Here is a 14764-nt window from a genome sequence, read left to right on the forward strand (position 1 = left end):
GTCATGAAGCCGTTCTATACGCTAGGATGGCCATTTTACCGAGAGTCTTCTTCGCCCATGAAGATTGTTTGCTTTAATATCAATGGCTTGCGAGCACGTCCTCATCAGCTGGCTGCCTTGATCGAACGTCACGCACCCGATGTTATCGGGCTTCAGGAAACCAAGGTCTCGGATGACCAGTTCCCGCTGGCTGATATCGAGGCGTTGGGCTATCACGTTCACTATCACGGGCAGAAAGGTCACTATGGCGTAGCACTGCTTTCGCGCCAGGCACCGCTGGAGATCCACAAGGGCTTCCCCAACGACGGCGAAGAGTCCCAAAAACGTTTCATCTATGGCGTTTATGCCGACCATAACAACCAGCCGGTCGTCATTATGAACGGCTATTTTCCGCAGGGCGAAAGCCGGGACCATCCCGTCAAGTTCCCTGCCAAGACCAAGTTCTATGCAGACCTGCAGCAGCTTCTCGAACAGCGCTACTCCACCAACACACCGCTGCTGCTAATGGGCGATTTCAATATCTCACCTGAAGACTGCGATATCGGCATTGGTGCCGATAATGCCAAGCGCTGGTTACGTACCGGCAAGTGCAGCTTTCTACCCGAGGAGCGCGAGTGGCTGGCCAAGCTCAAGAACTGGGGGCTGGTTGATAGCTTCCGCCACCTCAACCCTATTGTTGCGGATCGTTTCAGCTGGTTTGATTACCGTAGCAAAGGATTTGAAGCGGAGCCCAAGCGGGGTCTTCGCATCGATCTGATCCTGGCCTCGCAAGGTGCTCAGCCTCGCCTCAAAGACGCCGGTATTGACTATGACATCCGTGCCATGGAAAAGCCCTCAGACCATGCCCCTATCTGGGTTGAGCTGACCTGACGCGATACAGTGGTCTGCTCAAGCAGGCCACCTCACAACGCAATAGTGGCAAAAAGCTGCCGTTGTAATGTTTTCGTCATTTTTCCCTTTTATGCTGCCCGCGTCTCATTTCCAGGGTAGCTGTAGGAATATGAATTCCGCCCGTCAGGATTCCAACCTTTGGAGCCGTCTTCTTGCCGGCGCGCTTCTCGGCATCGTTTGCACCGTCTCATCATGGTCGACCGCGGCGCAGCCATTACCGCTTCGCACAGATGGCAAACCGGTATTGAGTATCCATGGCTCCAACACCATCGGCGCTCAGCTTTCCCCGCTCATGGTCGAAGGCTTTCTCAAAACACATGGGTTCAAGACCATAAACAGCCGGACTGGCAGTCATGAAAACGAACATATCATTATTGGCAGACGCGCCAACGGTGATCAGGTTCGCATCGATATGGCGGCGCATGGATCGAGTACCGGCTTTGCCGATCTTATTCATGGCGATACCGATATCGCTGCTGCCTCACGTCCTATCAAGGACAGCGTGGCACTCGAGCTCAAGCGCTTGGGTAATGCACGAGATGCCGGATCCGAGCATGTCATTGGTATTGATGGCATCGCTATCATCCTGAACGCGGCGAACCCATTGACCACGCTTTCAACCGATGAGTTGGCCCGACTCTTTTCAGGCGATGTGAAGAATTGGAAAGACATTGGGGGTTCACTAGGTCCTGTTCACTTGTATGCGAGAGATGACCAATCAGGCACCTTTGATACCTTCAAAGAACTGGTCATGTCCTCTCATGGCAAAAGCCTTTCGCCTACAGCTACGCGTTTCGAATCCAATGACGAGCTATCCGACGCTATCAGCCAGGATCCATATGGAATCGGCTTTGTCGGACTGGCTGCTGTAGGCAAGGCAAAAACCGTATCGATCTCTGACGGATCGGCGCTAGCCCTCCCCCCAACGGTTACCACCGTTGCTACAGAGGACTATCCCCTCTCACGTCGTCTGTTCCTCTATAACAAACCCGACGAGAAAAATCCGTGGGTAAATGCCTTCATCCGCTACGCTCAAAGTTCGGAGGGGCAAAGATGGGTCAGCAAGAGCGGATTCGTGGCTCAAGAAGTGCTAGCGGTCCAGCCCGCCGTGCCGGCAGATGCGCCAGCGTTTTATCGTCAGCTTGCCGACCATGCGCAGCGCCTTTCGGTCAATTTTCGCTTCGCTGAGGGTAGCGCCACGCTGGACAACAAGGCCAACCTCGATATCGAACGTCTGATGACCTACCTCAGAGAAAATGACAAGCTCGACAAGAAGGTAGCACTGATTGGCTTTAGCGATACAAAGGAAGACTTGAAGCGAGCCGAGCTGCTCTCCAAGCTACGCGCCATGGCCGTACGGCGGGAGCTGAACAAGGGTGGCGTGATGTTCCATGACATCGTAGGGCTGGGCGATGCCTTGCCTGTAGCAGCCAATAGTGATGAAGGCCGGATGAAGAACCGGCGCGTAGAAGTGTGGGTCTATTGAGATGACGAAGCCAACCGCTTTGTTAGATTCAACCCTACCTCTATGGAGGTGTGACGCCGGGCCCCTCTGACGATCACCCGATCGCCATGTCGGAGTCACCTAACGACATCGACAGGATCGATCATGCCCGACGCATTTGATTTTCTGACTACGCCCTTCATGGGCGCCGCCGCTTGGCTGTGGCTGAGCTTTCTTATCATCGTACTCTTGCTTCTGATCTTCGATCTGGGTGTCCTGCAGCGCAATCATCACGAAATAGGCATCAAGGAGAGCCTGTTGATGTCGGCAGGCTACATCTCGTTCGGGATCGCCTTTGGTGGATGGATCTGGTACGAATTTGGTGCCACTCGCGCCCTTGAATATTACACAGGCTATCTGGTCGAACAGTCGCTTTCGATGGATAACGTCTTTGTCATGGCGCTGATCTTCAGCTTTTTTCAAATTCCGCGTAAATACCAGCATGAAGTCCTGTTCTGGGGTGTACTCGGCGCCATTGTCATGCGTGCCATCATGATTGGCGTTGGCGCTGCGCTGGTACAACGCTTCGATTGGATCCTTTATGTATTTGGCGCGTTCCTATTGATCTCAGGAATCAAAATGCTCTTCAGCCGCCACGACGACCAGCCCGACCTGGCCCAAAATCCCATGCTGCGCTTCTTGCGCAAGCATATCCGCGTGACGGACCAGCTTCATGGTGATCGCTTTCTGATACGCAAGGAAAAGGAAGGCTTCAGCAAGCCCCTGGTCTACGCCACTCCGCTTCTCTTGGCGTTGATACTCATCGAAATGGCGGACCTGGTTTTTGCGGTGGATAGCGTTCCGGCCATCTTCTCGATCACCCAGGAGCCTTTTATCGTTTACACATCAAACATTTGTGCCATTTTGGGCCTTCGAGCGCTCTACTTTGCCTTGGCTGCCATGATCAGCCGATTCGCCTATTTAAAATATGCGTTGGCGTTGGTGCTCATTTTCATCGGGGCCAAGATCTTTGCGCACTCCCTCATTGGCCCAGTCCCGGCACCGCTATCACTGGGTGTGACCTTTAGTCTGCTGGCTGGTGGTATCGTGTTGTCGTTGTTCAAGACCCGCGGACACGCCGAGCACTTAAAGACAGGCACCTCTAAAAACAACTCCGGCTCTTGGGGGGATCATAAATAACGGGTCCAAAGAATCTGGACCGTAGGCTGAGCCCGACCAATATCATACATAGCGCCACTGTTTGTCGTACCAGAGCCTTCCGGCGCATTACCGGGGGCCTGCTCGGGAGAAAAGGTGGAAGGCCACGCTGTGGTATCAATCGTGGTTGAGCCTCCAAGTTGTTGAACGCCTCCGCCTTGAGCGGCAGACGTAATCGTACCGTGGACCCGTGTGTTCCCGGTTGTCACAACGTTATTACCCGCCACTACGCTGCCATAAACATCGTTACTGGCTCCCAAAGTGACCGTCCCCCCAGAGAAAGTGCCGTTGAGGTAACCCCCCGCTAGCAGCGCCACGTTTCCTACAGCAGAGGGCTTATAAAGACCTTTTGCTATATCACAAAGATTCAAAGGATAGAGTCCAGCCAAATCCAGGCTGGCCGGAACGTTGTCTTCTGCGCGTCGCGTATTTCTACAAATCGGATCAAAGCCAGCATAATTGACAGCGATAGTTTTATTTTTGGCGGTAGTTGCTATGTTGCCCGTCGCAATAATGCTGTTGTAATAAACACCGCTCCCAGCTTGAACATCCCCTTGAAACCATAGGACGCCTGGCGCAAGGCTCCAGCCAGAAAGCGACCACAAGCCATCTCTGTAAGTTATGCAGCCATTAAATGTAGTTGCGCCCTGACATATCGTCTTATTAGGCTGAAGCGGAGCGGTACACATACCCTGAGCATTAACTTCGTTACAAAGAAAATCACGGTAACCTCTTCCGCCGGCATCCGGGTAATTTCCCAAGAGATAAACACCATTAGCAATACCACCCACACCCTGGACAGTTACCTGTCGCTGCCCAGTGGATGAGAGTTGGAATACATAATTGGCGTTGGAACGAAGTTGATAAGCGTCTACCTTACTCGTCTGCACTACTGTTTCTTTCACAGTTTGAACAGTAACGCGCGGTACATTGACCTGATAATTAATAGTCCGTACTACGTTTACCTTGGAATTTTTATCTACCGTGAACGCACCGCCAATTGTTCCGCTTGCAACAACAGCAGTACTTGCGGTCAAAGCGCCTTGTCCATCGAGGCGGCTAGTTATCTCTCCTCGATCTATTAGCGTATTACCCTGAGTTCTAACCGTCTGGACCGTGCCGTCATCAATTCGTACATCGCCAATGGCTGCCACAGCCGTACCGTTATTGGAACCGGAATACGTAACCTTACCATTGGTATTGATTTCTCTGGATGAATCCTTACTTGTCCAAAAAACGTCTGCTTGACTATTGAGTGTCGTGATAGCGCCACTGCTTATATTGACATTCCCGGTTACGTTCGCTGTCGAAATCTGACGCCCAGCCATATTAAGCGTGCCATTGGCGGTAACCGTTCCCGCGCTGGCATTTCCGGTTAGAGTTACGTTCTTGATAGCTGAGACGGTTAGTGCCGAAGCGTTTCCTTCCAGCGTCACGTTGCCGTTTGTCGTCAATGAACTGACAGAGACCGAGCTGCCAACCGTAATATCATCTGTTGAACTGATTGCATCCAGACCCGTGACATTACCAGAAAGATTGACCTTTCCTTTGACACTTATATTGGCCTGTTGCGGCCCTTCGAAGCTGACAGACCCATTAAGGTTGAGATCTGTACTAATTCGGATGAGAGGCGGTACTGATGCAGGACTTGAGGGACCGGTCGCACCAGAAGCAGCTCCAGTCGTCGGGCCTGTACCCGTTGAGGTGTAGTCCAGCGGATTGACCTCAAAAATCGCTTGTACGATGGCAGTTGAGTCGGCTGCTCTACCCGTAACATTAGCTACTATGCGGTACTGATCGCTTTTGGGCTTAGTCTTGGACAATAGCTCTACCCGTAATCCTTCAGTTCCACCCACAGCAATTTCTCCCGCTGCAAGCGCCTCCAGATCGTTTGTAGATCGGTTTGTCAAAAATTGCCTCAGCAGCTCCACGCCTGTCCAGGCCTTCAACTGGGCTGGCGTTGTTGCATGAACCGCCAGCTGCCGCTCCTGCGTGCCTTGCACCATGTACATCATGCCTAGCGCTGCAATGGTCAGCGTCATTCCAGTCAGCAGAATGACCATCAGTGAGGCGATACCTCTTTGGCGAGCCGGAAAGCTAATCATGGCGCGAAATTCGACAGGCACGTGGTAAAACTAATCGTCAGCGGCTCAGGCTGCGGTTCCAGATCCAATACGGGAAAACGCACCTGTACCGCATGAACCCCTTCATTTGTACTAAAAGGCCAACATGTCGCTTCGACCACTTGCATATAGGCGCCCTGTGTATCGCTGCCCATCTCGTTGATCAGGTCAGCCGTGATCCAATCCAGCGATGCCCACACCTTCGCACTTGTGCACTTCATGGGTTTGAGCAGTACAAGCCCTGAGGAAGTCGAGACCAGACCGCTGCATTGATAGGCATCCGCGATCGGAGCAGCCGTAATGGTGCTGGCATTGAAGCCCCAGATAATCGCGTTTCCCAACGACCCTTTAATCGGGTCCGCTTTGGTAAAATCGATTACCGTTCCACCCGATAATTTGCGCACATTGTTTTCGTCTGCCTTGGACAGCACTGCATCACGGATGAAGACCAGATCCGTACCTAGTTGAGGTCGCTTGGTACCAGTTACCGGCAAACCAAACCCTGCCTGTTGCAAAGCGATCTGTGCAGTCAAAAGTCCCGAGGCTTTCTGCCCCTCCACCTTAGCCAGGCTTGCCGACTCTACACTTACACCTACCAGGGTCCGGTATAGCGACAACATCGCCAGTATGGTAATCAGCGAAATGACCATGCCTATCATGAGGCTGATCAGGTTGAATCCCCTTTGACGACTGCCTGTCACAGATCGCCCACCTGAATGGGCAGACCAAATACCTCCTGATCCATGGCACGGGTCTGTAGCATAACGTGTTGAGGAGACGCATCTACCGTGCGTCCACCCAGCGAAATAGCACCCGACGTCGTCGTGCATTCCACATCCAGTGGAAATGGGGAACCATCAATGGGTGAATAGACAATGGCTTTGCTATTGGCGCTATTACCTGGACAGAGCGTTGTTCCATAGACATGCAGCAGGTTGCGCATTTGCACCACGATATAGTTCTGGATATGCAGGTCTGTTTGCGTCTGCTGAATACGCGTGGCGATATGAATCATGCCGATGCCTATGATTGACATCAGCAAGACACCCACCAGGGCCTCGATCAGCGTATCACCGCGCTGACAAGACCTGCCATTAGATAATGGTGATCGGAAGCGCATCTTCTCGACCCGCCTTCACTGCCAGATCCACCGTGGCGCAATCAAGTCCCGACGGGCTACTTTGGAAAGGTAGCGCTCGGTTATCCAATGCGACGCACTGGAAGGACTTGTTGTCGGACTCGATGGTAACTTGTTTGGGTAGCGCACTGCTCCATACAACCTGGGCATTACCCACCTGCCCGCAGTTAAAGGCGCTTTGCCCGGCAACTGGCTGGGCCAGCACCAAGGAAGTGTCGTTCAAACAGAGCAAGGCAGCAGGTTTATCCGCTCCGACGACGCCCGCCGGGTTCCTCAATGCCATCGCCTTGGCCCGCGCAATTCCCTGTTGAAGAACACTGGCAGCATCACGCTGATGAGCACTGTTCAACCATCCCTGAGTCAAGGGAACGCCTGCCATCAAAAGAATACTCATCACAGCCAACGTGACCATTAGTTCGATCAGGGTGAAACCCTTGGCCTGTTTTACCATGATGTCACTCCTGGGCACCCGGTCGCGGTACGTTCGTTCTTGCTTGTCAATGTAAGTGTACAGGTGCTCAACTTGGCACTCTTGCCACGGGCAGATACCGTATAGGCCGTATCGGTGACTTGAGTGATCATGTATTCGAAATCCGCACCCTGAGCAGGCTGCCATTTGCCATTGAACAGCGCCTCTGTGGCAGCTGTGGTCGCTGTAACCGGCGCAGAGGAATATTTCAGGGTACGCTGCCGCACGTTCTCCATATTAAGTCCAAGCGCCACAAGGTCGCCCTGCGCTGTCTTGATCTGGCTGCGAGTGACATACGAGCTGTAGGACGGAACCGCGATAGCCGCCAGGATGCCGACTATGGCGACCACAATCAGAATTTCGATAAGTGTAAAACCGCCGCTGCGGCGAGTATCGATATGCTTATGCATGTGTTTGAACCTACGTCTCTTTAACGTCCATGCACGATAATTCCGAACAGTGTTCGGACTTTCCCTGAACCGTTGATCGTTATACAGCCAACTACCAATACCTATTCAAATGCTGTGCCAGCTAAGCAAACTGTTGTTCTGCTTCAGGCTGGACACAGCATCAATAAAGGGCCAGAGCACCTTCAAACTTTATGCATATACGATAAGAGAAGCTGGTAAAGCGCCATGAGGCAAGTCGTTGATGACAATATTCTGGCGCAAAGCTAGCGAAGCGGAAGACGCTGCCAGAAAACAGTCTAGCCAGAAGGACCCTTTCCTCAATCACATACTTACTGTTAGCTTTAACTTTATTAATTAAGTAGCTGATTAATCTGTATAAATTAGACAATCCTAGAAATTACTTTATTTTTTTAATCTGTGTTCTGAAATGAGGTATAGCTTTTTAGGCCTCTCATCCGATAACGCTTTAATACGGCAAATACCTCATGCAGTGGCTTACGTAACGAAACCCTGCTCAGCAGCGTCTACACGGTAATATCGCTTTATTGGATGCTTAGCTAATGATCCAATAAACAGTTCAAACATTCAGGAACGCTTTTGTTGTCCATGTCGAACACCGAGTCCCAATCACAGCGACCTTTTGCAATTACGCTTGTAGTCGTTTCAACTGTCCTCTTTACTTTCCTTGCTTATCTGACCATCGGGATTCCACTTGCGGTCCTGCCCAAATATGTGCACGACCAGTTGGGGTTCAACTCGGTCGTCGCCGGACTCGTCATTAGCAGTCAATATCTCGCTACGCTTCTCTCACGATCCCATGCTGGTAAAGTCATCGATACCATAGGCGCCAAGCAAGCCGTCATTTATGGCATGGCTGGATGTGGCGTAAGTGGAATACTCATGCTGGCATCTACGCTTTTGCAGAACGCACCCTCAATCAGCTTAGGGTGTTTGCTGGCAGGACGCCTTATCCTGGGCTGTTCGGAAAGTCTTGTAGGCACGGGAGCCATCAGTTGGGCGATTGGTCGTACCGGTGCAGCGCATACGGCCAAGGTCATTTCCTGGAATGGCATCGCCAGCTATGGGGCCTTGGCCGTTGGCGCACCCTTGGGCGTCATGCTGGTCAATGGTCTGGGCCTATGGAGCATGGGTGTCAGCATTCTTTTGCTTGCCCTGCTAGGCTTCTACCTGGCCAGACCTAAACCTGCCATTGCAATTGTGCCTGGTAAACGCATGCCCTTTCTCAATGTGCTGGGGCGGGTTGCTCCGTATGGCATGGGCCTTGCCCTAGGCGGAATCGGGTTTGGAACCATCGCAACCTTCATCACACTCTTCTACAGCAGCCGTCATTGGGACAACGCAGCCTTTTGCCTAAGCGTATTCGGCTTTTTCTTCATCTGTGCACGCCTCTTGTTTGCCAATGCCATCAATCGACTAGGCGGATTTCGGGTAGCGATTGTCTGCCTGACCGTTGAGACGTTCGGATTACTGATGCTCTGGCAGGCCTCGACACCCTTCCTTGCGCTTGCAGGCGCAGCCCTGACCGGATTTGGCTTTTCCCTGGTATTTCCTGCACTGGGTGTCGAGGCCGTCCGGCTGGTGCCAGCCGCGAACCGAGGCTCGGCGCTGGGCGCCTACTCAGTTTTCATTGATCTCTCATTAGGTATCACGGGTCCATTGATTGGGGCCATTGCAGCGAACTTTGGCTATTCCATCATGTTCCTAAGCGCAGCCCTGGCGTCGTTAATGGGCTTGGCATTGAGTATCACGCTGCTAAAACGGAATCCTAACGTCTGAGCCGGGAGGCCTTACCTACTGATGAACGCTTCAGAATCCGTTGCCATTACCTTGCGTATCGCCTCAATCGTCGTTTTCAGCTTTTTGACGTTTCTGGCCATTGGTCTACCGCTTGCCATCCTGCCCGGATATGTCCATGACACCCTGGGCTTTGGGTCGGTCATGGCAGGCCTGACCATCAGCATCCAATACATCGCCACCCTGTTTACGCGCCCGATTGCAGGCAAGATTGCTGATAGCATCGGCCCCAAGAAAGGCGTAATCGCAGGGCTGTTTGGCTGCGGCATCTGTGGCATCCTGACTTTCATCTCAACTCTGCTACAGGACTTTCAGGTTGCAAGCCTGGTGCTGCTTATCATAGGGCGAGTCTTTCTAGGATGCGCCCAGGCACTGATTGGTACAGGCTCGCTGAGCTGGGGCATGGGCAGTGTTGGGATGCAGCACGTCAGCAAGGTGATTTCCTGGAACGGGATCGCAGCCTACGGCGCCTTGGCCATTGGTGCTCCGCTAGGCGTTGCCATGGTAAGCAGCCTGGGACTCTGGAGCCTGGGTGTAAGCATTGTTTTACTGGCCGCCATCGGCTTGGCCCTGGCCTGGAATAAAGAGCCAGCTCCTGTCATTCCTGGCGAGCGCCTCCCCTTTCTTCGCGTCTTCTGGCGCATCAGTCCTTATGGATTGGGTCTACTGTTAAGCTCGATTGGCTTTGGCACCATCGCGACGTTCATTACGCTGTACTACGGCAGCCATGGCTGGCCTAACGCTGCCTATAGCCTGACCGCATTTGGTGCTGCGTTCATTTGCGCCCGTCTTTTATTTGCAGGAACAGTCAACCGCTTCGGCGGCTACCCCGTCGCCATTGCCTGCTTTATCGTGGAAACACTAGGTCTGCTGCTTCTGTGGCTAGCCGTTTCACCCGGCATGGCCATGGCAGGAGCCGCGTTAGCAGGCTTTGGCCTCTCGCTTGTTTATCCCGCCCTGGGTGTAGAGGCCATTGTAAAGGTCCCCGCCACTAACAGAAGCGCTGCGCTAGGTGCCTACTCACTGTGCCTAGACATGTCGCTCGGAATTACCGGCCCCGTAGCCGGCAGCATTGCCAATGCGTTTGGCTTCAACTCCATTTATCTCTTTGCTGCAATAATGTCTCTAGCCGGCCTTCTGCTGTGTCTTTATCTTTTCAAACAGGCGCAGCGTGCTATGGAAACACCTAACGCCAGGCAGGATCGGCCAAGCTAGGCTTACAGATGAAATTAGCCAGCTGATACGCATGTCAGCTGGATACTTTCGTTCAGCACACACTAACAACCTATGGCGTAAAAGCTTCGGGCCAAGTTAGCAAGATATTATCAATAATGCCTCGCATTACACATCAAGCACTTACTGTAGAACCCGTGCTCATCATCGTGATGGCTTAACAAGCCCTCACAATGGATACACCCTCCATGCAGCCTTCCTTTTTTCCAGCGCAGCAGTTTTTGGAGGCGTGTTAACAGCCACGACAGACCTATCGACAAACTTACCAACCACATCATCAAGCTAATCAGCTTGGCAGTAATCGCTAGATCCAAAAGCACTAGCGCTTCAACGTTACCCGCCCAAACGAAAAGAACGATCGAAACAGCCTGGCCTACCAACAGCACTAATACAGGCATGGCAAAAAGTCTAAAACCCATAGAGCCCAACACGAATAAAAGACAATTAATGACTCCTTTGAAGATGCCTGGCCATACAAACAACCGGGACAATCTTATCGGGTAAGCCGAAACGTTGACTCAATGTCAATTTAACGGCCTCCTATCCCAAAGCTGAAATGAATATCAGACTCAAAGCATTCAACGCTACGTCGATCCAGGAGAGCCCATTATACAATCACCAGACGCTATCAAATGGCCACTAGTCTAAAAGCTTTGCCGCTGGTGCCATAAGGAGCCAACAGAGCATGGCTCCCATATCCAAGTGATTAATAACAACCCCTTCCGCACTTAAGCCATTAATAAAGCTTACGCCTAGGCTGCTTGTCTTGAAAAAGCCCCTACATCAGGCACCCGCTTAATGCCCATGTTTTTTAGAAATGGAATTTTCTATATAAATTCATATTAGGGCTTCGTAATTTCATTAATGACCTGAAAAACGCCAGCTTATATTTCTTACTCTACGATCTAAACACTTGAAAAAGCGACAAGCGGTCCATACAACCCAAACAATTGATATTGTTTTTAACCCTCTCGACCCCATATCTGTAAAGCACGACCTAGAACTTCGGAAATTTATAACTAGCGCGTAAGTTAATTATAAAGCACGCTTCTGACCGTTTAGATGTCAGCTTACTGAGCAACTCTCAACTTCAGTTTTCAGGAATGATTGAACGTATCGATGGGCAAACTAAAATAGTCGGCTTATACGTATGGACATCAGTAATGTATACAAAAGACCGCAGCCCTAGTGCTGACTGTGAGGTTTCGAATGGCTAGAGGTATCAACAAGGTTATTCTCATTGGCAATGTAGGTGCCGATCCCGAAATCCGCTATACGCCCAATGGTAACCCCATCACCAATATCACCCTTGCAACCAGCGAAAGCTGGAAGGACAAACAGAGTGGTCAGTTGCAAGAACGAACCGAGTGGCATCGGGTCGTCTTTTTTGGCCGGCTGGCCGAGATAGCCGCCGAATACCTTCGCAAAGGGTCACAGGTTTACGTAGAGGGTACATTACGCACACGAAAGTGGCAGGGCCAAGACGGGCAAGACCGCTACACGACTGAAGTTATCGTCGACATAAGCGGTACCATGCAACTGCTTGGCGGCCGAGGGGATAACGAACCATCGAGTAACCAACAATCCGGCAAACAACCCTCTGGGCAAGCCCGTAGGCCTACACAGCCGCAGCCCTCAACCCAGCCGGCTCCAGACTACGACAGCTTCGATGATGATATTCCCTTCTAAAGGCGCTTAGGCGCCTTTTCTTCTGCCATGTGATGGCTGGCTCTCAGTTCTTCAGGGCATACGCACATCGCTTCTCAGGCGGTGAATGATGTGTCATTCACCTTTTGAGCTAATTTTTTTCGCCCACTGTGCAGCGCTTTTAAATTTTTATGGTCATAGCTGGCAGATCAGCTTCATCACTTCGTTTTGTCGCCCAGCTGACTCACGCTTCCGCTCTATCTCTACTCAGCAAGGAATGCTTTATGACCCGCATACAACTTCGCCGTCGACTCATCTGGACAAGTTTTGCTTACGCACTGCTTTTTTATGCAGGGGTTATTTCTGTATTAGGCTTGGCTGATTTTGTATCCAGTTAGTGATAGTTAAGAGTTAACATTAGTCACACCTAGAGCCCCTTCCTCTTTCGTGCAATCTATTAGGCAAAGCACTTATGAGAAGTTAGCTACGCAACTAACTCAAGCTGTTCCACATATTTTTAAAAGACGCTGTTAATTGTTAAACAAGCACTAGCCAACTTCAAACGTTAAGAGTAAAAAGAGAGCGGCACCAAAATGCCATCATCCTTAGCGTATTCATGGAGCGAAACGTTATGAACGAGTCGTCAAAAGTAGAGACCGGTAATTTGCTGAGCTGGCTATTTCTTGCCGCTTTCAGTATGACAGTATGGTGGGCGTATGATGGAGACTCCTGTCTTGAGCAGTGTAGGCCATCGGCTGACATGTTATTAGCGGCCAATGTCAACGACCAACGCAGTGTTGACATGAGCCTGACGGCGAAAACAGATTTCGATGTTTCTCATCGTCGTTATCGCTGACCGTAAAACAAAGCTCCACTGCATGTGGAGCTTTGTTTTTAAAAGGCTTAATGATCGCTATTTACAAGCAGCCTGATACGGTGCTTCTGATTCCAGCAAAAGGAAAGGGATTATTCGCCTTGCCGTCTCGCAGGACGACTTTAGTCCCATGCGAAGTCTTGTCAGCAATAACCAGTGCCGGAGCTGGCGAGGCCAACCCTTGAGGAACCAGGGCCTTGATACTACTTCCCTTCCTCTCAATAATAACTTTTGACTGATTGACAGACAGGTCTGTCATCAGGCACTCCATAAAGGCATCTGGATCTTTATTTGATCTTCCCGCTAGAGAAGGCTGTACCTTTTCAATATCGCCAACCCCAGCGCAACCTGTTAAAGCAAGGCTGATAACTACTACTAAACGCTTCATGCCTACCCCGGCTAAACCGCTCCATTGATTAAATACGAATCCAGAACCTCTGGAGCCGTCTCGATCAATTAACGTCAAGAAAGATGTTCGAATGAAAGCTGCATCAACAGTATTGGTGCGGCCGCGTCAGATTGGCTAAGTGTCACGGTAGTTCTTCAGGATCTTTGTCTGGCATCAGTCGATGCCAATCAACACCCAACCCTAGACACAACGGGACCAGCATCCACAGCCAGTAACTGTGCCTGAATCCAAAGAAAATACAGCCAAACGCCAATAAAAACGCCCACCCCTCTATCTGGAGATTGCGCTTCAGGTTGATCCATTTTCCCATATACACTCAGCCGCTCCAGACTATTCCGTACAGAGCGAACTACAACGTTAAACGTGTAAGGATACTCAAGATTTGAGTGATCGAAAACACAACCCGACACTCAGTACCGATTTCAAGATCGCTGGTTATCGATCAGGATAGCGCGCGTTTCTTTCGATACTCTCTATTTTACACCAAATAAAGTACTGCTTAACCGACTATTGCGGCAGAGTTGTCGATGTGCAGGAAAGGCTTTGTATATCCCACCATCAAAGTTACGCATCGGCGCTTCAGAAATACAAATAATTCTTATTTAGAATACAGACAAAATGCATAATTACGTCTGAAAGTAATTTAAGAGTATTTTAACGCGCTACCAATTAGCGTATTCAATAGCTCGAACTACCCTGAAATACCAGCAGCCCTAGCGCTTGCCTCTGAGTATTCATCGGTCAGTACAAGAGCCACGTCATCATCAGTCGAAGACATTTTTTGTATGGATCTGGGTCGCCCTTCTAGGTGCTTCATTAACTTCCTTGGAAGCCCAGAAGTCCAGCAATGTAAAACTGGTCAGCCAAAAGAAGCATTCAGTACCGAAATGGCTGAGCGCTTATAGCCTGTTTTCTCCAAACAAGCTCCATTTGAGTACTGCTTGCAGATCATCAGTGAGCAGAACACACGTTTGGCTAGTCGCACTAGCCAAGCAGGCAACACCAGACGGCACAACTATTCTCCAAGCCGTTTCAGCCTCAATGAGCCTACTTCCCAATGTTTATGACTCGATCGAATATGACCCGATCAACG

14 protein-coding genes are annotated in these 14764 nt (G+C 50.9%); 7 read left to right on the forward strand and 7 right to left on the reverse strand.

The window, feature by feature from the left end:
* The first annotated feature begins 57 nt into the window (after positions 1-57).
* From xthA to HMPREF1487_RS19300, 3 genes are all read left to right on the forward strand, one after another.
* Positions 58-870 (forward strand): exodeoxyribonuclease III, encoded by an 813-nt coding sequence (xthA, locus tag HMPREF1487_RS19290; RefSeq protein WP_037030271.1) that lies wholly within the window; start codon positions 58-60, stop codon positions 868-870.
* Positions 871-1000: 130 nt separating this feature from the next.
* Positions 1001-2377 (forward strand): phosphate ABC transporter substrate-binding/OmpA family protein, encoded by a 1377-nt coding sequence (locus HMPREF1487_RS19295; protein WP_010798391.1) that lies wholly within the window; start codon positions 1001-1003, stop codon positions 2375-2377.
* A gap of 123 nt (positions 2378-2500) precedes the next feature.
* Entirely contained in the window at positions 2501-3535 is a 1035-nt protein-coding gene (locus HMPREF1487_RS19300) for a TerC family protein (protein ID WP_010798392.1), read from the forward strand.
* On the opposite strand, the gene HMPREF1487_RS19305 is transcribed toward HMPREF1487_RS19300, so the two are convergent.
* The 5 genes from HMPREF1487_RS19305 to HMPREF1487_RS19325 are packed head-to-tail and all read right to left on the reverse strand — an operon-like array spanning position 3526 to position 7693.
* Entirely contained in the window at positions 3526-5679 is a 2154-nt protein-coding gene (locus tag HMPREF1487_RS19305) for an autotransporter outer membrane beta-barrel domain-containing protein (protein WP_125912933.1), read from the reverse strand. The genes HMPREF1487_RS19300 and HMPREF1487_RS19305 overlap by 10 nt on opposite strands.
* Complete coding sequence (locus HMPREF1487_RS19310; protein ID WP_010798394.1) at positions 5655-6377, reverse strand: PilW family protein; 723 nt, start codon at positions 6375-6377, stop codon at positions 5655-5657. Before HMPREF1487_RS19310 ends, HMPREF1487_RS19305 begins: the two co-directional genes overlap by 25 nt.
* Positions 6374-6796 (reverse strand): type IV pilus modification PilV family protein, encoded by a 423-nt coding sequence (locus HMPREF1487_RS19315; RefSeq protein WP_010798395.1) that lies wholly within the window; start codon positions 6794-6796, stop codon positions 6374-6376. Before HMPREF1487_RS19315 ends, HMPREF1487_RS19310 begins: the two co-directional genes overlap by 4 nt.
* Positions 6771-7265 carry a pilus assembly FimT family protein gene (locus HMPREF1487_RS19320; protein WP_010798396.1) on the reverse strand — a complete coding sequence of 165 codons (495 nt, stop codon included), beginning with the start codon at positions 7263-7265 and terminating at the stop codon, positions 6771-6773. Before HMPREF1487_RS19320 ends, HMPREF1487_RS19315 begins: the two co-directional genes overlap by 26 nt.
* Positions 7259-7693 (reverse strand): type IV pilin protein, encoded by a 435-nt coding sequence (locus tag HMPREF1487_RS19325; protein WP_010798397.1) that lies wholly within the window; start codon positions 7691-7693, stop codon positions 7259-7261. Before HMPREF1487_RS19325 ends, HMPREF1487_RS19320 begins: the two co-directional genes overlap by 7 nt.
* 606 nt (positions 7694-8299) lie before the next feature.
* Between HMPREF1487_RS19325 and HMPREF1487_RS19330 the strand changes: the two genes are divergently transcribed.
* From HMPREF1487_RS19330 to HMPREF1487_RS19350, 4 genes are all read left to right on the forward strand, one after another.
* Positions 8300-9490 (forward strand): MFS transporter, encoded by a 1191-nt coding sequence (locus tag HMPREF1487_RS19330; protein WP_010798399.1) that lies wholly within the window; start codon positions 8300-8302, stop codon positions 9488-9490.
* Between the two features lie 21 nt (positions 9491-9511).
* On the forward strand, positions 9512-10723 hold the full coding sequence (locus tag HMPREF1487_RS19335) for an MFS transporter (RefSeq protein ID WP_010798400.1): 1212 nt from the start codon (positions 9512-9514) through the stop codon (positions 10721-10723).
* 1227 nt (positions 10724-11950) lie between these two features.
* Positions 11951-12430 (forward strand): single-stranded DNA-binding protein, encoded by a 480-nt coding sequence (ssb, locus tag HMPREF1487_RS19345; RefSeq protein WP_010798402.1) that lies wholly within the window; start codon positions 11951-11953, stop codon positions 12428-12430.
* A 589-nt stretch (positions 12431-13019) separates the two neighbouring features.
* The gene (locus HMPREF1487_RS19350; RefSeq protein ID WP_010798404.1) at positions 13020-13244 is read left to right on the forward strand and encodes a hypothetical protein; all 225 of its coding nucleotides are present in this window, start codon (positions 13020-13022) and stop codon (positions 13242-13244) included.
* Positions 13245-13305: 61 nt separating this feature from the next.
* Here HMPREF1487_RS19350 and HMPREF1487_RS19355 read toward each other — a convergent pair whose 3' ends face one another.
* On the reverse strand, positions 13306-13650 hold the full coding sequence (locus HMPREF1487_RS19355) for a hypothetical protein (RefSeq protein WP_019365581.1): 345 nt from the start codon (positions 13648-13650) through the stop codon (positions 13306-13308).
* Positions 13651-13792: 142 nt separating this feature from the next.
* Positions 13793-13981, reverse strand: coding sequence for a hypothetical protein (locus HMPREF1487_RS19360; RefSeq protein WP_010798406.1), 189 nt, complete (start codon positions 13979-13981; stop codon positions 13793-13795).
* Positions 13982-14764: the final 783 nt, after the last annotated feature.

Source organism: Pseudomonas sp. HPB0071 (assembly GCF_000478505.2).
GTDB classification, from domain to species: Bacteria; Pseudomonadota; Gammaproteobacteria; order Pseudomonadales; family Pseudomonadaceae; genus Chryseomonas; species Chryseomonas luteola.

What these genes read in the sequence shown, in the direction of transcription:
- ssb (WP_010798402.1), top strand. Translation starts at nt 11,951, where the DNA reads ATGGCTAGAGGTATCAACAAGGTTATTCTCATTGGCAATGTAGGTGCC.
- HMPREF1487_RS19355 (WP_019365581.1), bottom strand. Translation starts at nt 13,650, where the DNA reads ATGAAGCGTTTAGTAGTAGTTATCAGCCTTGCTTTAACAGGTTGCGCT.
- HMPREF1487_RS19295 (WP_010798391.1), top strand. Translation starts at nt 1,001, where the DNA reads ATGAATTCCGCCCGTCAGGATTCCAACCTTTGGAGCCGTCTTCTTGCC.
- HMPREF1487_RS19335 (WP_010798400.1), top strand. Translation starts at nt 9,512, where the DNA reads ATGAACGCTTCAGAATCCGTTGCCATTACCTTGCGTATCGCCTCAATC.
- HMPREF1487_RS19325 (WP_010798397.1), bottom strand. Translation starts at nt 7,693, where the DNA reads ATGCATAAGCATATCGATACTCGCCGCAGCGGCGGTTTTACACTTATC.
- HMPREF1487_RS19360 (WP_010798406.1), bottom strand. Translation starts at nt 13,981, where the DNA reads ATGGGAAAATGGATCAACCTGAAGCGCAATCTCCAGATAGAGGGGTGG.
- HMPREF1487_RS19320 (WP_010798396.1), bottom strand. Translation starts at nt 7,265, where the DNA reads ATGGTAAAACAGGCCAAGGGTTTCACCCTGATCGAACTAATGGTCACG.
- HMPREF1487_RS19330 (WP_010798399.1), top strand. Translation starts at nt 8,300, where the DNA reads ATGTCGAACACCGAGTCCCAATCACAGCGACCTTTTGCAATTACGCTT.
- HMPREF1487_RS19300 (WP_010798392.1), top strand. Translation starts at nt 2,501, where the DNA reads ATGCCCGACGCATTTGATTTTCTGACTACGCCCTTCATGGGCGCCGCC.
- HMPREF1487_RS19350 (WP_010798404.1), top strand. Translation starts at nt 13,020, where the DNA reads ATGAACGAGTCGTCAAAAGTAGAGACCGGTAATTTGCTGAGCTGGCTA.
- HMPREF1487_RS19315 (WP_010798395.1), bottom strand. Translation starts at nt 6,796, where the DNA reads ATGCGCTTCCGATCACCATTATCTAATGGCAGGTCTTGTCAGCGCGGT.
- xthA (WP_037030271.1), top strand. Translation starts at nt 58, where the DNA reads ATGAAGATTGTTTGCTTTAATATCAATGGCTTGCGAGCACGTCCTCAT.